At 54.9% G+C, this 14,667-nt stretch carries 12 protein-coding genes; 7 read left to right on the forward strand and 5 right to left on the reverse strand.

The window, feature by feature from the left end; genetic code table 11:
• Positions 1 to 49: 49 nt before the first annotated feature.
• Positions 50 to 1,909 carry an ATP-dependent zinc metalloprotease FtsH4 gene (gene ftsH4, locus RHH81_RS04515; protein ID WP_206201255.1) on the reverse strand — a complete coding sequence of 620 codons (1,860 nt, stop codon included), beginning with the start codon at positions 1,907 to 1,909 and terminating at the stop codon, positions 50 to 52.
• Positions 1,910 to 2,097: 188 nt separating this feature from the next.
• On the opposite strand from ftsH4, the gene prfB reads away from it, so the two are divergent.
• Positions 2,098 to 3,211 (forward strand): peptide chain release factor 2 gene (prfB, locus tag RHH81_RS04520; protein ID WP_206201256.1). Its coding sequence is split into 2 segments (ribosomal slippage): positions 2,098 to 2,172 and positions 2,174 to 3,211, totalling 1,113 coding nucleotides; the frame shifts between segments, so codons are not numbered across the junction.
• A 55-nt stretch (positions 3,212 to 3,266) separates the two neighbouring features.
• On the opposite strand, the gene atpC is transcribed toward prfB, so the two are convergent.
• The 3 genes from atpC to RHH81_RS04535 all read right to left on the reverse strand — a co-directional run bounded on the left by atpC (position 3,267) and on the right by RHH81_RS04535 (position 5,622).
• Positions 3,267 to 3,683, reverse strand: coding sequence for an ATP synthase F1 subunit epsilon (gene atpC / locus RHH81_RS04525; RefSeq protein WP_206201257.1), 417 nt, complete (start codon positions 3,681 to 3,683; stop codon positions 3,267 to 3,269).
• A 67-nt stretch (positions 3,684 to 3,750) separates the two neighbouring features.
• Positions 3,751 to 5,199, reverse strand: coding sequence for a F0F1 ATP synthase subunit beta (gene atpD, locus RHH81_RS04530; protein ID WP_302678975.1), 1,449 nt, complete (start codon positions 5,197 to 5,199; stop codon positions 3,751 to 3,753).
• Positions 5,200 to 5,427: 228 nt separating this feature from the next.
• Positions 5,428 to 5,622 (reverse strand): DUF2862 domain-containing protein, encoded by a 195-nt coding sequence (locus RHH81_RS04535; protein WP_149817325.1) that lies wholly within the window; start codon positions 5,620 to 5,622, stop codon positions 5,428 to 5,430.
• 72 nt (positions 5,623 to 5,694) lie between these two features.
• On the opposite strand from RHH81_RS04535, the gene RHH81_RS04540 reads away from it, so the two are divergent.
• The 6 genes from RHH81_RS04540 to RHH81_RS04565 all read left to right on the forward strand — a co-directional run bounded on the left by RHH81_RS04540 (position 5,695) and on the right by RHH81_RS04565 (position 12,929).
• On the forward strand, positions 5,695 to 6,726 hold the full coding sequence (locus tag RHH81_RS04540) for a D-alanine--D-alanine ligase family protein (RefSeq protein WP_310743450.1): 1,032 nt from the start codon (positions 5,695 to 5,697) through the stop codon (positions 6,724 to 6,726).
• Positions 6,727 to 6,833: 107 nt separating this feature from the next.
• Positions 6,834 to 7,367 carry a 4Fe-4S binding protein gene (locus RHH81_RS04545; RefSeq protein ID WP_206201259.1) on the forward strand — a complete coding sequence of 178 codons (534 nt, stop codon included), beginning with the start codon at positions 6,834 to 6,836 and terminating at the stop codon, positions 7,365 to 7,367.
• A 48-nt stretch (positions 7,368 to 7,415) separates the two neighbouring features.
• Positions 7,416 to 7,910 carry an isoprenylcysteine carboxylmethyltransferase family protein gene (locus RHH81_RS04550; protein ID WP_206201260.1) on the forward strand — a complete coding sequence of 165 codons (495 nt, stop codon included), beginning with the start codon at positions 7,416 to 7,418 and terminating at the stop codon, positions 7,908 to 7,910.
• 84 nt (positions 7,911 to 7,994) lie between these two features.
• Positions 7,995 to 10,718, forward strand: a complete 2,724-nt coding sequence (locus RHH81_RS04555) for a CBS domain-containing protein (RefSeq protein ID WP_310743451.1) — start codon at positions 7,995 to 7,997, stop codon at positions 10,716 to 10,718.
• Entirely contained in the window at positions 10,715 to 11,650 is a 936-nt protein-coding gene (locus RHH81_RS04560) for a DNA polymerase III subunit delta' (protein WP_206201262.1), read from the forward strand. Before RHH81_RS04555 ends, RHH81_RS04560 begins: the two co-directional genes overlap by 4 nt.
• A 37-nt stretch (positions 11,651 to 11,687) precedes the next feature.
• A complete protein-coding gene (locus RHH81_RS04565; protein WP_310743452.1) occupies positions 11,688 to 12,929 on the forward strand; it encodes an efflux RND transporter periplasmic adaptor subunit in 1,242 nt (413 codons plus the stop codon).
• An 8-nt stretch (positions 12,930 to 12,937) separates the two neighbouring features.
• On the opposite strand, the gene RHH81_RS04570 is transcribed toward RHH81_RS04565, so the two are convergent.
• Entirely contained in the window at positions 12,938 to 14,446 is a 1,509-nt protein-coding gene (locus tag RHH81_RS04570; protein ID WP_310743453.1) for a pyruvate kinase, read from the reverse strand.
• Positions 14,447 to 14,667 lie beyond the last annotated feature (221 nt).

A 14,667-nucleotide genomic window follows, 5' to 3' on the forward strand; every position in this document is an offset into this window, starting at 1 on the left:
ACCAGTAATCCGCTGGTCTTTTTTTTTGGCGGTTTTGCAGCTCCCTTGGTTAGGCAGCGGTTGGGGTTTTTACTTGGCTCAGTAGTTCGTGGAGTTCTTCGCCCTCAATCACTTCTTTTTCCAAGAGTTTTTGGGCGATCGCTTCGAGAAGGTCACGGTTCTCCTTAAGAATACTGAGCGCCTGCTGGTGAGCTGACTCGACAATTTCTTTGACTTCGCGATCGATGGCTTGAGCGGTTTCCTCACTGACTGCCCGTAGCATCATGCCATTGTTCGTCAAAAAGCTCGCCTGTTGTTGCTCAAAGGCAAGAGGACCAAGGACTTTGCTCATGCCGTAGCTGCGCACCATCCGCTCTGCCAAATCTGTGGCCCGTTGTAGATCGTTCGCGGCTCCAGTTGTGATCGTGCCAAAGACAATTTCCTCTGCCGATCGCCCCCCTAGCAACGTGGCAATTTGGGCGCGCAATTCTTGCTCATCAAGGAGGAAGCGATCCTCCGTCGGCAACTGCAATGTGTAACCAAGAGCCGCCATGCCACGGGGCACAATCGAGATTTTCTCTACCCGACCACTGCCTGGCAGCGCACAGCCGACAAGGGCATGACCGACTTCGTGGTAGGCAACAATTTTCTTCTCCTTGTCGTTGAGGACACGGCTTTTTTTCTCAAGGCCAGCCACGATGCGTTCAATGGCTTCAGCAAAGTCCTGCTGCGTCACCACTTCCCGTTGATTGCGCGCCGCCAGTAGGGCTGCTTCATTGACTAGGTTGGCCAAGTCTGCGCCAGCAAACCCCGGTGTACGGGCAGCGATTGCGTGTAGATCCACTTCAGGGGCCAGTTTCACCTTTTTGGCATGAATTTTCAAAATTGCCTCCCGACCACTCAAATCGGGGCGATCGACCAAGACTTGGCGGTCAAAGCGTCCAGGGCGCAGCAATGCCGGATCAAGGGTTTCGGGGCGGTTGGTTGCCGCAAGGACAATGACCGTTGCCCCCGTGGCATCAAAGCCATCCATTTCCGTGAGCAGTTGGTTGAGGGTTTGCTCCCGCTCATCGTTACCGCCATAAAAACCGGCACTGGAACGGGACTTACCAATGGCATCTAACTCATCAATAAAGACAATACAGGGGGCTTGCTTTTTCGCCTGCTCAAAGAGATCCCGTACGCGGGCCGACCCGACACCCACAAATAGCTCGACAAACTCCGAACCCGAAATGGAGAAGAAGGGGACATTGGCTTCGCCAGCAACAGCTTTGGCCAGCAGGGTTTTCCCTGTTCCCGGTGGCCCCACCAGCAGCACCCCCTTGGGAATGCGGGCACCAATTTGAATATAGCGTTGGGGATTTTTCAGAAAATCAACAATTTCGACCAGCTCCGCCTTAGCTTCCTCAACCCCAGCCACATCATCAAAGCGAATCCCCGTGTTGGCACCCTCGACATAGACCTTAGCGCGGCTTTTGCTGATGGAGAGAACCCCCTGAGGACCACCGCCCGCTTGGCGACTGGCAAAGAATTGAAAGATGAGCACAAACACAATCGGCGGAATGACCCAACCAAGGACATTCAACAACCAACTGTTGCGCGGTGGGGGGGCAGCGGCAAACTCAACACCTTTTTCCTGTAGGAGTTTCGGTAGCTCCAGATCAAAGATTGGCGTTGTCGCTAGTACTTGGGGCGGTTTATCTCCCTCTGGCTTTAATTGGTAGAGAATTTCATTTTGGCTGACATAGGCACGCGCCACTTTCCCCTCTTGCACCTGATGGATAAACATACTGTAGGGAACCTGAGGTGGACGGGGGGCAAAAAGTTGGGGGAAAAGTAGGTTCAATAGGAGAAATCCCAACCCCACGAAAAGAAGCAGATTACCAATCCAGCGATTACGGGGTACTTCGGGCGGGTTCTTGATGGCCATAGGTTAGATTCCCCAGAGTTCACCTACCGATCATGGTGACACTTGGAAGGGACTCAGGGCAAGGGCAAGAAGCTTAACATTCGGTCACTCAACCCCGCAGCTAGCCTAGAAATGCCCGACGCTACAGTGAGGAAGCGGGCAAGCCTTTGATAAAATATCAACAGAATTCCTCTCTTTTGCATCGTAGAATGATTGATTTAAGTACCCTCAAACGCGATTTTTCTTTGTTGCGCGATCGCCTGGGTCATACCCAGGACTATCTTTGACCCAGCAGCATTAAACGCCAAGATTCACGACCTTGAGCACACCGCCGCTCAGCCAGACTTCTGGAATGATCAAGCGATCGCCCAAGTCACACTCCAACAGTTGACCGAAGCCAAAGACGCCCTCAACCAACTTCAGCAATGGCAAAAAACGATTGAACACGTGGAAACGGCACTGGAACTGCTGGAGCTAGAGCCGGATGAAGGGCTGGTGACAGAGGCGACTACGCTGCTCAAGGATTTAGACGCCCAATTGAGTCGCTGGGAACTGGAACAACTCCTCAGTGGCCCCTACGACAAAAACAACGCCATTCTCACGATCAATGCTGGTGCTGGCGGGACTGATGCTCAGGATTGGGCAGAAATGTTGCTGCGAATGTACACCCGCTGGGCGGAGCGCCATGGTTACCAAACCCATCTGGCCGAGTTATCGGAGGGGGAGGAGGCGGGCATTAAGTCAGCCACCCTAGAAATTCGGGGGCGCTATGCCTACGGTTATCTGCGCTCTGAAAAGGGCACCCATCGGCTGGTGCGCATTTCTCCCTTTAATGCCAATGGTAAACGGCAAACCAGCTTTGCCGGCGTGGATGTGATGCCCGAACTGGATCAATCCGTTACGGTAGAGATTCCCGAAAGCGACTTAGAAATTACCACCTCTCGCAGTGGCGGCAAGGGAGGACAAAACGTCAACAAGGTGGAAACAGCCGTGCGCATTGTCCATAAGCCAACGGGCTTGGCCGTCCGCTGTACGCAGGAGCGATCGCAACTACAAAACAAGGAAAAAGCCCTTGCCATTCTCAAGGCCAAGCTATTAGTCATTGCCCAAGAACAAAAGGCCAAGGAAATTGCTGATATTCGCGGTGATGCTGTTGAAGCGGCTTGGGGCAACCAAATTCGCAACTATGTCTTCCATCCCTATCAACTGGTCAAAGACCTGCGCACGGAGGTGGAAACGACAGCCATTCAAGAGGTCATGGATGGTGACCTCGATCCCTTTATCCAAGCCTACCTGCGGCAGCAAACGGAGGAAGCCAGTTAAACAAAAAACTCCCCCTAGGGGGAGCAATTGCAGTTCAGCAAATCAGGGAAAGAACCTAAATCTCGACCACGCCCCCTGCGGCCTGCAAGCGAGCACGGGCACGACGAAAGGCTTGGGTGGCTTGAATTTTGGCCTGTTTAGATTCCCCCTGTTCGGCTTTAGCGAGGGCGGCCTGTGCTTCAGCAAATTCGGACTTGGCTTTTTCGAGGTCAATTGTGTCCCCGCGCTCAGCACCGTTGACAAGAATGGTCACTTCGTTGTTTTCAACTTCGGCAAAGCCCCCCATGAGGGCGATCGCCACCCATTCGCGGTCTTGGCGCACCCGCATCACGCCCGTTTCCAAGGCGGTTAAGAGAGGGGCATGATTTGAGAGAATACCCAATTGCCCCGTTGTGCTGGGCAAAATCACTTCCTCAGCGGGGGCATCCCAAACGGTTTTATCGGGTGCAATTACCCGGACGGTCATCACCATAACGCTTCCCTTGCCACTCAATGATCAAAGGGCGGGTTGCCCCACCCTGTATGGACACCTGTGAAACCTAGGCTTTGAGTTTTTCAGCCTTAGCTTTGGCTTCTTCGATATTGCCCACCATGTAGAAGGCTTGTTCGGGCAGATCATCCAGCTCACCGCTGAGGATCATCTGGAAGCCTTTGATGGTTTCTTCGAGGGTGACGTATTTACCGGGGGCACCGGTGAACACTTCCGCCACAAAGAAGGGCTGAGACAGGAAGCGCTCAATTTTGCGTGCCCGCGCCACGGTTAGGCGGTCTTCCTCAGAGAGTTCATCGAGACCCAAAATGGCAATAATGTCCTGCAGCTCTTTGTAGCGCTGAAGGGTCGCTTGCACCGCCCGTGCTGTTTGATAGTGCTCCTGACCCACAATGTCCGGCTGTAACATGTTGGAGGTGGAGCCAAGGGGATCCACAGCGGGGTAAATCCCTTTTGCAGCTAGACCACGGGAGAGCACCGTTGTCCCATCCAAGTGGGCAAAGGTCGTGGCCGGAGCAGGGTCAGTCAGGTCGTCCGCAGGCACATAGACCGCTTGAATCGAAGTAATCGAACCTTCCGTGGTCGAGGTAATCCGCTCTTGTAGGGCACCCACATCGGTACCGAGGGTGGGCTGGTATCCCACCGCAGAGGGCATCCGACCGAGTAGCGCCGACACCTCAGAACCGGCTTGCACAAAGCGGAAGATGTTATCAATAAACAGCAGCACATCCTGCTTGTTGACATCGCGGAAGTATTCGGCCATCGTCAGCCCCGACAGACCCACACGCATCCGTGCGCCGGGGGGTTCGTTCATTTGACCGTACACAAGGGCGATTTTAGATTTGCTGGGATCGTTTTTGTCGATCACGCCCGATTCAATCATTTCGTTGTAGAGGTCATTGCCTTCGCGGGTACGTTCGCCCACGCCAGCAAACACCGACACTCCACCGTGTTGGGTGGCAATGTTGTTGATCAGTTCCATCATGATCACGGTCTTGCCGACGCCCGCACCGCCAAAGAGGCCAATTTTACCGCCACGGCGATAGGGGGTGAGCAGGTCAATCACCTTGATGCCTGTTTCAAACACCGAGGGCTTGGTTTCCAGTTGCGTAAAGCTGGGAGCAGGACGGTGAATGGGCAGGGTTTCAGCGGCACTGACAGCGCCTTTTTCGTCCACGGGTTCACCCAGCACGTTGAAGATGCGACCCAAGGTGGCTGTCCCTACGGGCACGCTGATGGGGGCACCGGTATCTACGGCTTCCATTCCCCGCACTAAGCCATCGGTGCTGCTCATGGCAACGGCACGGACGCGGTTATCGCCAAGGAGTTGTTGCACTTCACAGGTTACAGCCACGTCTAAGCCGGCCTCGTTTTTGCCTTGAATCCGCAGGGCGTTGTAAATGGCGGGCATTTTGCCGCTGGGAAATTCAATGTCAACGACAGGGCCAATGACCTGAGTAATAAAGCCTACATTGGTTCGTTCTGCTGATATGACCATGGACGTTTGCCTACTGTCTAGGTAAATTCATTTGCGTTTTTTCAGAGGGCGATCGCTCCCCAAGGGGCACAACGATCGAGACTGAAAGTGGAATGCAGCGTTTGGTGCAAGCGCACCACAATACAACGTACCACTAATGCAGCCTTTTTCTATCGGATTCAGTGGGATCCAAATCTGAGGTCTTATTGACCCCGCTCAGTTGCTGTGAAAAAGGCGGCAGGGCAGGAATTAGCCGACGACTTCAATTTCGTCCTCAAAAAACCAAGTGCTGGAGCGATCGTCAAAGGTGACAATGACGCCAACCCCACTGCCATCGGTCATCTTAAAACCAGTAATTTGACCCACTTGGCCGAGTTTTTGAATGATGTCTTGGGCGACGCGATCGCGAATTCGACAGACGCGCACTTTTTGCCCCACGTCCATAGCAACTCCCAAACTTTGTATAATCCTTGAAAATCGTACCAAGAAACCGTCACATTCACACGGGTTTGTCCTATGGGTCGTCTGCGGGTCGGGCTATTGTTTGGCGGTCGCTCACGGGAGCATGAAGTTTCGGTGGTCTCGGCGGCAGCGATCGCCCAAGCCTTTACCGAGGGCGACAATCGCGATCGCTATGAAGTGATTCCGATCTACATCCAAAAAGATGGCCGCTGGCGCTCCACAGACCATGTTGGCATCCCCGAGGGCGCAGCACCAGAGGACTCCCTGTGGCAGTTTCCTGCGGTTGCCGAAACCATTGATGTTTGGTTCCCGATTCTCCACGGCCCCAATGGTGAAGATGGTACGATGCAAGGCCTGCTGCAATTGATGCAACGCCCCTACGTGGGTTCGGGGGTGGCTGCCTCGGCCATTGGTATGGACAAAATCTTGATGAAAACGGTCTTTGGGGCTGTGGGCTTACCCCAAGTGCGCTACGTAGCCCTTCAGCGCAGTGACCTGTGGTCGGATCCCTGTCGTTACAACCATTTGTGCGATCGCATTGAAACCGAATTGGGCTATCCCTGCTTTGTCAAACCTGCTAACCTTGGCTCCTCCGTGGGCATCTCCAAGGCCAAAAATCGCCAACAACTGACAACTGCCCTTGAGGCTGCTGCCGAACTGGATCGCCGCATCATTGTGGAAGCGGGTGTGGTTGCCCGTGAGCTAGAGTGCGCGGTGCTCGGCAATGATAAACCCCAAGCTTCGGTGGTGGGGGAGATTACCTACAGCAGCGAGTTCTATGACTACGAAACCAAATACACCGATGGCCGCGCTCAACTCCATATTCCTGCGGAGATTCCCCCAGCGGTGAGTGAGCAGATCCGCACGATGTCCCTACAGGCCTTTCAAGCCCTTGATGCCGCTGGCCTTGCCCGCTTTGATTTTTTCTATGTACCCAGCACTGGCGAAATCCTGATTAATGAAGTAAATACCCTACCGGGGTTTACCGCCCTGAGTATGTACCCCCAACTGTGGGCGGCGAGTGGTGTGCCCTTTCCAGAATTAGTCCATCGCTTGGTGCAATTGGCCCTAGAGCGGCACGGCTAGCTATTCCCCTGAGCAACGTAAAGAGTCATAAAGACACTGCATCTAGGCCTTGATTTTTTCTATTAAATAACTTTATAGTCATATAAGACTATACGACTAGGCAGGTTATGAAGCGATCGTTGAGGGGCAAGCCCAGTCAGTGGGCAATGATTTGGCTATTTTTTCTAATTGCGATCGGTGGCCTCTGGTATCCTTGGTTGGGGTACCTCATGCTGGCCATGATGCTGGGTATTCCTGTGCTGGCCTATTTTCGCAGCCGCTATTGGTGTGGCAACCTCTGCCCGCGTGGCGCGTTCCTAGACATTGTGCTTTATCACTTTAGTCCCCACCGTCCCTATCCCAAACTCTTCAAAAAACAAAGTTTTCGCTGGGCGGTGTTTAGCTTCATCATGACGGTTTTTGCCCTTCGCATGACATTGGCATGGGGCAACTGGGTGGCGGTGGGTGGCCTCTTTGTCAATATGTGCGTCGTCACCTCCATTGTTGCGATTCTCTTGGGGGTGATCTTTAATCAGCGGGCATGGTGCGCGATTTGCCCGATGGGCACACTCCAAGAATCCTTGGGTAAACTGGGAAGTGGCCAGACGAAGGCGAAAAAGGCCAGTGCGAAAGCCACAAAATTGTTGCCCCCTGTGGAATGAGCGCGCGATCGCTAGAATTGAAGATATCCACCAACAGCGGCAACCAAGGTGAATAAACTGCAAGAGTGGGGCTTCAGCAAAGACTGGTGGCGCAATCAACGGGGAGAATTTTGGGTCATTGGCCAAACGGTACTCAGTATCGGCTTTATTCTCTTGCCAGTGGTTCGAGTGGTTAGCCTGCCCTTGGTGGTGCGCCTAGGATTGACCCTTGGCTTGGGTCTGATTGGCCTTGGTCTAGGCATGGCTGGCTTGTTTCACCTAGGGAACAACTTGACGCCCCTACCCCATCCCAAGGAGGACAGTCAGTTAGTGACCACGGGGGTTTATGGTTGGGTGCGCCATCCGATCTATAGCAGTGTGATCTTTTTGGCCTTGGCCTATGGTGTATGGCAAATGAGTCTTTCCCACGGGCTGGGGGCGATCGCCCTCTTTATCTTCTTTGACCACAAGGCCGCTCAAGAAGAACAGTGGCTGTTGGCCAAGTTTAAGGACTATGCCACGTATCGGCAAAGGGTGAAGAAACTGATTCCCTTCCTGTACTAAAATACTTAACACTAATTTTTGTACTCATTTATTGCCTAGGCCATTAAGCTACGCTATGATTGCAATCCCCTTGCGGAATCTTTGATGGATGTTGTCCTTTGTCATCAAATTGCTGATTTTGACACCCTTGGGGCAGCCGTCGGTGTCACACGCCTTTATCCGGGAACCAAAATTGTCTTGACTGGGGGAACCCATCCCAAGGTGGGGGAGTTTTTGGCCTACCATCGCGATGAATATCTCCTCATTGAAGCAAGAGCCGTTGACCCCAGTCAATTGCGCCAGATTTGGGTGGTGGATACGCAGTGGCGTCGCCAGTTGGGGCAAGCCGCAGGATGGCTGGATCAACCCCAAGTCCAAATTGGCCTGTACGATCACCATTTGGAGATGACGGGGGATATTGTCTCCCAGCAGCAATGGTTAGAACCCGTTGGAGCCACCAGTACTATCATTTGCGAGCAGTTGCAGACCGCAGAGATTCGCCTCACACCCACAGAAGCAACGGTTCTCGCCCTAGGGATTCATGCGGATACGGGTTCCTTGACCTTTGAGCAAACCACGGTGCGGGATGTGCAGGCCTTGGCGTGGCTGTTGAGCCAAGGCGCCAATCAGCGGGCGATCGCCACCTATTCCGAGGCTGGCTTGAGTGCAGACCTGCAACCTTATCTACGCCAAGCATGGGCAAATCTCCAGCAAGTAGTTTATCAGGGCTATCGGCTGGGCTGGGTGCTGCTGCACACGGCGGAGTATCTCCCCGGCCTCTCGCGGTTAATCACCCAATTGGCGGATCTCAGTGAATGCGATGCCATTCTCCTTGGGCACTACTATCGCCAACATCATCTCGCCATTATTGCCCGCAGCCAAATTCCCAATGTCAATGTTGCCCATTTGCTGGCTCCCCTTGGCGGGGGTGGCCATGCCCAAGCCGCCGCAGTGACGATGACCACAGACCAGCCAGAGGCGGTGCTCAAAGAGATATTTACAGCGCTTCAAGCACAGATTCCCCATCCGCCAACAGCGGCAGAACTCATGTCCTCACCCGTACGAACAGTACGTCCAGAAACCCCCATTGCCGATGCCCACCGCGTCTTGCTGCGCTATGGCCACTCTGGTCTGTCGGTGGTGAGTGCCGCAGGGGAATTGCTGGGGATTATTTCACGGCGAGATTTGGATGTAGCGCTGCACCACGGCTTTGCCCATGCCCCGGTCAAAGGATACATGAAAGCACCGGTGCGCACGGTTTCCCCGACAACGCCACTGCCAGAGATTCAAGCCCTAATGGTGCAGTACGATATTGGGCGGCTACCGGTGGTGAATGAGCAAGGTGATCTTGTGGGAATTGTCACCCGTACCGATGTGCTGCGCCACCTCTATGCCCTCAGCCGCGAAACGGAAACGGTCTGCCCCTTGCCAACCCTAAATCTTTACGAGGCACTGCAACAACGGCTGCCGGAGCAACTGTGGACACTACTACAACGGGCGGCAGCGATCGCCAAGGAACGCGGCTGGCAACTATACCTTGTGGGTGGCGCAGTGCGGGATCTGCTGCTGGCGATCGCCCAAGGGAATCACCATTTACCGACACGGGAGTTTGATTTGGTGGTGGATGGGGTGCAACAGGAGGAAGCTGCTGGCGTGCATTTGGCACAAGCGCTCCATGACCTCTACCCAGAGACCGATTTACAGATCTACGGTCAGTTTCAAACCGCTGCACTTCACTGGCCGAAGGCCTTGCCCTTAGCCGGGTTTGCTGTGGATATTGCCACCGCCCGCAGTGAGTTTTATCCCTATCCAGCCGCGCATCCGGAAGTGGCTGCCAGTTCGATTCGCCAAGATCTCTACCGCCGCGATTTTACCATCAATGCCCTAGCCATGCGCCTAACACCACCGCGCCATGGGGAAGTCCTTGATTTTTTTGGCGGACGGGAGGATTTGCAGCGGCGACTGATTCGGGTGCTCCACCCCAATAGCTTTATTGAAGACCCGACGCGGATTTTTCGAGCCGTGCGCTTTGCTGTGCGCCTTGGCTTTGACCTAGAGCCGCAAACCCGCCAGTACATTGAATATGCCCTCACCAGTGGTGTCTTTGCCACCCGCGATCGCCCCACCTCAAAACGGCCTTCCCTCCAAAGTCGGCTGCGCAATGAACTGCGCCACATCCTTGAACTGCCCCTTGCGCCAACGGAACACTTTGGCGGTGAGCGTGCCTTGACCCTGCTGGCGGAATTGGGTGCCCTTGAGTGTTTAGATCGCCAAGTGAGGTTTGATCAGGCGGCCAAGGTGCGCTTGAAATTGGTTTGGGAGTGGTGGCCAGAAGTGCCTGAGCGGCAAGAGTGGCAAACCTTTCCCCTGTGGGAGCTAGAACTCTTGGCCTTGATTGTGACTGTCCCCACGGCGGGGGCGATCGCCCGTCAACTGCAACTGGGGGAGCACATCTGTGAGTGGCTGGACACTTTTCCTCAATGCCAACAGGAGTGGCAGAGATTGCGGCAGAGCCAGCAACAGCGCAGTCGCTACTGTGAATTTTTAGAGCGTCACCCCTTACCCGTCATTGTGCTTTTGGCCGCAGTACAGCAGGCAAAAGGTAGCGCAGCCGATTTAGGGGATGTCGCCCTATTGCGGGAGTATCTCTGGCATTGGCGATTGCAAAAGCCGCCCCTAAATGGCCATGATCTGCAACAGTTGGGCTATCCTCGCGGACCGCAGTTACGGCAAATTCTCCTTGCCCTGCGATCGGCAATGCTTGATGGCCTTGTCAGCGATCGCCCCAGTGCCATTGCCTATGTTGCAGCCCATTTCCCCAAACCATGAATTGGTTTCGCTCTGTCATTGGTCAGCCAACCGCTGTGCAACTCCTGACCCATGCCCTCGATCGCCAGCGACTCGCCCCCGCCTATCTCTTTATTGGACCTGAAGGGGTAGGCCGTGCCCTCACTGCCCGCTGTTTTCTGCAAGCAATTCTCAACGAGGCCAGTGATCTCAGCAACCACCCGGATGTCCTCTGGATTGAACCCACCTACAGTGTCCAAGGGACGCTCTACACCCGTCGCCAACTCCTCGCCGCTGAGAAGGAGATTCCCCGCAGTGCCCCCCAGATTCGTCTAGAGCAAATTCGCCAACTCAGCCGTCACCTCAGCCAACCGCCGATGCGTGCGTCGCGATCGCTAGTGGTCTTGACCCAAGCTGAAACCATGAACGAAGCCGCCGCCAATGCCCTGCTAAAAACCCTCGAAGAACCGGGGCGTGCCACGTTGATTCTCATTGCTCCCAGTCCGTCAGCACTCTTGAATACGATAGTTTCCCGTTGTCAGAAAATTCCCTTCTATCCCCTCAACCGTTCCGATCTCGAACAGGTCCTGCGACAGGTCGCCCCCCCTGAATTTTGGCAGGAGGTTAGCCCCGCCCTCTTTGACCTAGGAGCTGGCTCCCCAGGAGCAGTTCTGCAAGCGTGGCAAACATGGCGAGAGATTCCTGAGCCGTTCCGCCACCTCGGCAAACAACTGACCACACCCCTCCCTTTACAAACTGCTTTGGAATTGGCACGAGATATTAGCCAATCCCTTGATGTGGAACGACAGCTCTGGCTCCTCGGTCTAATGCAGCAGCAAATTTGGCAAGGGGGATCGTTCCCGCAGAAGGTGTCTATGCTTCAGCAATTGGAGCGTGCCCGTCAGTATTTGCAGCAGTACGTTCAGCCTCGCCTTGTCTGGGAGGTGTTACTGATGCAGTTGGGGACGGTGTGATAGGCTATCGGCAGCAGTTGGGAAGATAAATAGACAGATGATGGCGAAACAACAATGGCTGGGGGCGATCGCGATCGCGGTGCTCTTGGGGGGATGCCAGTCGGCAATAAATCGCTTAGAATCACCGGCAGTCGCGCGTCCGGAGAGTGAAGGGGTTACTGCTGATGTGGCGGTGGCACGCTTGGAACGGCTGGAAACAGGCTCAACCCTGACAGGTACCACTCGCCCCTACCGTGAAGTGATGGTGCGATCGCAGGTGGAGGGACAAGTTCTTCACCTGAGTGTAGATGTGGGCGATCGCGTGCAAGCGGGGCAACTGTTGGCGGAGGTGGATCCCGTTGTCCTCAAAAATGCCGTCTTTGCAGCAGAGGCAGAACTGGCTGCCCGTCGCAACGAGGTGATCCAAGCCCAAGCCGCCGTCAATCGCGCCCGTACAGCCGTCGAAGAAGCCCGTCTTACCCTCCAACAGGCGGAAAGTGACGCCCGCCGCCTTGAAACCCTGCTGCGGGATGGTGCCGTCTCAGCACAAGCAGCGGAACAGGCACGCACAACGGCGCAAACAGCACGGCAGGTACTGCGGTCTCGTGAAGCAGAGGTGGTGACCGCCCAACAGGGGGTGGCCGTTGCCCAAGGTCGGGTGCAAGCCCAAATCGCCTTTGTCCAACAGGCACGGGCACGGTTGAATCAAGCCCTCCTGCGATCGCCCCTCAATGGCGTGGTGCTAGAGCGACTGACAGAAGTGGGCAACCTACTGCAACCGGGGGGAGAAGTTCTTCGCCTTGGCGATATTCGTCAACTCAAAGTTGTTGTGGAAGTCTCGGAACGGGAATTAGCGAGATTAGCTCCCGGCCAAGGGGCAACAGTGACGTTTGATGCCGTGCCCAACCGCACTTATGAAGGACGGATTACGCGAATTTCACCTGCCGCTGCCGCTGCCCGTCTGATTCCTGTGGAAGTCGTGATTGACAATGCCGATGAACGCCTGGGCAGTGGTTTACTGGCACGGGTGGCCTTCCAAGGAGCGAATGCGCCGCGCTTGATGATTCCGCAATCCGCCCTCAGTGGTTTTGAGGAGGGGCAACTATCCTCACGGCAAGGCAGCGTTTTTGTGGTGGTTGGCGATCGCGTGCAGGAGCGGCAGGTCACCCTGGGCCAACGGCGGGAGGACAAAGTGGAAATCCTCAGTGGTTTGAATGCTGGCGATCGCTATGTCGTCCGTTCGGGTCGGCCCCTGCGGGACGGGGATAAAATTCGCCCCAGCATCCTCTCTGAAGGCTAACTAGAGGTTTATTGGCGCACAATTGTCTCGTAGGGGTGCCACGAGTGCAGTGCCCGCAGTTGCGGTGTTTTCTTCTGCTGGTGGGCTTCCATGCGGGCAAGGACATCATCGAGGATATCTACTGCCAGTCCCACATAGGGGCCTTTGTTGAGCATGACACACTCCGCTCGCTCCGCCATCGCCGCATCCGTGATTTCTGCACGGGAGGGCACGCCTTTTTTCACCAAGTTTTCAAGGACTTGGGTGGCCCAAACCACGGGCACATGGGCGGCTTCACAGAGCCAGAGGATTTCCTCCTGCATTTCTGCCAAGCGTTGGTAGCCAATTTCAACCGCGAGATCACCTCGGGCAATCATGACGCCAAAGGGTTGCCGACCCGCCGCTTGGATGATCAGTTCTGGCAGTGCTCGAATTGCTTTCGGGGTCTCAATTTTGGCAATGATGCCCATCTGGTCGGCGCGATCGCCACAACAATGCTCCAGTTCCCGTTGCAGTAGGGCAATATCCTCGGCGGACTGGACGTAGGAGTAGCCAATGATGTCGGCATGGCGGCAAGCAAAGGCCAGATGCTCGCGATCGCTTTCGGTCAGAGGACACAGGCGCAAATCACTGTCGGGGAAGTTCAAGCCTTTGGCCACTTTCAACCGCTGTCCTTCTTTGCAGTGGGTGATAGTCAGTTCCACCCCTTGCTCATCTTTGCTGACAATGCGACCGCCAATGTGGCCATCATCAATCCAAACCCGCTGCCCCACCGCCAATTGCGGCAAAATTTCTGGCAAGGAGCAGGTGAATTGCGGTATTTCTCCACCATCAGGGCAAATTTCCGTTGTCAGCCGCAGGCGATCGCCGCCGTGGACGCGCACCGTTTCCGGAAAAATGTCGGCAATGCGGGGTTTTGGCCCCCCCAAGTCCATGAGAATTTTGCAGGGTTGACCCGTAATGTGGCTTGCCGCTTGCAGGTGCTCAATCATCGCTTCCCAAGTGGCAGGGTCATCGTGGGCACAGTTGATGCGGGCACAGTTCATGCCCTTGCGCAGCAGGGTAATGCTCCATTGGGGGTCAGTCACCGCCTCAGGGGGCAGGGTCACCATGATGCGCCCATGGCGTTTGCCGCGAATGGGTCCAAAGAGTTCTTCCGTCTGGCGGCGCAGTTGGCGATCGCCCGCAAAAAAGGCATCTAAGGGTGGGCGGGGGGGCAGTGACTCATGGGTACGACACAGAGCGCCCAAGGTATTGATCACCGCATCCAAATTGGGGAGCACCCGCGACTCGATCCGTCCTAAGGACGATAACCCCCAAGGCATCAAGGCCATTTGAATTGCCCGTAGATCCCGCCAGCGCAAGGCCAAATAGTAGGCAAGATTGCGGGCACTAGGTATAAATTCGGATCGCTTAATTTTTGATTGCCACTGTTGAAAACGGGCTTCCCCCTCTTTAGTAATTTCCTGCCGCAGTTCTAACAAGCTATGGAGCAAGGCAACCGGTGAAACCGGTACAGTCGGTGCCTCCAGCAACATAACCGCCTCCTAGATGGTTTTAAGGGAATTCATGATTCGGTTGGACTCATGGCAAAGCCAGATTTCATGGGGATTTGCGGGAAATTTAGTGATTCTTGAAAACCATGAATTGATGGCTTAACAATACCCCTCACTGCAAAACATAAATAAACACTTCTTTACATCACTCGGCTGCAACGAACGGTGGTGTAGGAACCGTTGTGCTTTCTGACACAACTCTA

Origin of the sequence: Thermosynechococcus sp. PKX95, from assembly GCF_031583295.1 — a bacterium.
GTDB lineage: Bacteria > Cyanobacteriota > Cyanobacteriia > Thermosynechococcales > Thermosynechococcaceae > Thermosynechococcus.

Bases quoted from the DNA above. Each gene is read 5' to 3' on its own strand.
- RHH81_RS04565 (WP_310743452.1), top strand. From the start codon at position 11,688: ATGATGGCGAAACAACAATGGCTGGGGGCGATCGCGATCGCGGTGCTC.
- atpC (WP_206201257.1), bottom strand. From the start codon at position 3,683: ATGGTGATGACCGTCCGGGTAATTGCACCCGATAAAACCGTTTGGGAT.
- ftsH4 (WP_206201255.1), bottom strand. From the start codon at position 1,909: ATGGCCATCAAGAACCCGCCCGAAGTACCCCGTAATCGCTGGATTGGT.
- RHH81_RS04555 (WP_310743451.1), top strand. From the start codon at position 7,995: ATGGATGTTGTCCTTTGTCATCAAATTGCTGATTTTGACACCCTTGGG.
- atpD (WP_302678975.1), bottom strand. From the start codon at position 5,199: ATGGTCATATCAGCAGAACGAACCAATGTAGGCTTTATTACTCAGGTC.
- RHH81_RS04535 (WP_149817325.1), bottom strand. From the start codon at position 5,622: ATGGACGTGGGGCAAAAAGTGCGCGTCTGTCGAATTCGCGATCGCGTC.
- RHH81_RS04540 (WP_310743450.1), top strand. From the start codon at position 5,695: ATGGGTCGTCTGCGGGTCGGGCTATTGTTTGGCGGTCGCTCACGGGAG.
- RHH81_RS04570 (WP_310743453.1), bottom strand. From the start codon at position 14,446: ATGTTGCTGGAGGCACCGACTGTACCGGTTTCACCGGTTGCCTTGCTC.
- RHH81_RS04560 (WP_206201262.1), top strand. From the start codon at position 10,715: ATGAATTGGTTTCGCTCTGTCATTGGTCAGCCAACCGCTGTGCAACTC.
- RHH81_RS04545 (WP_206201259.1), top strand. From the start codon at position 6,834: ATGAAGCGATCGTTGAGGGGCAAGCCCAGTCAGTGGGCAATGATTTGG.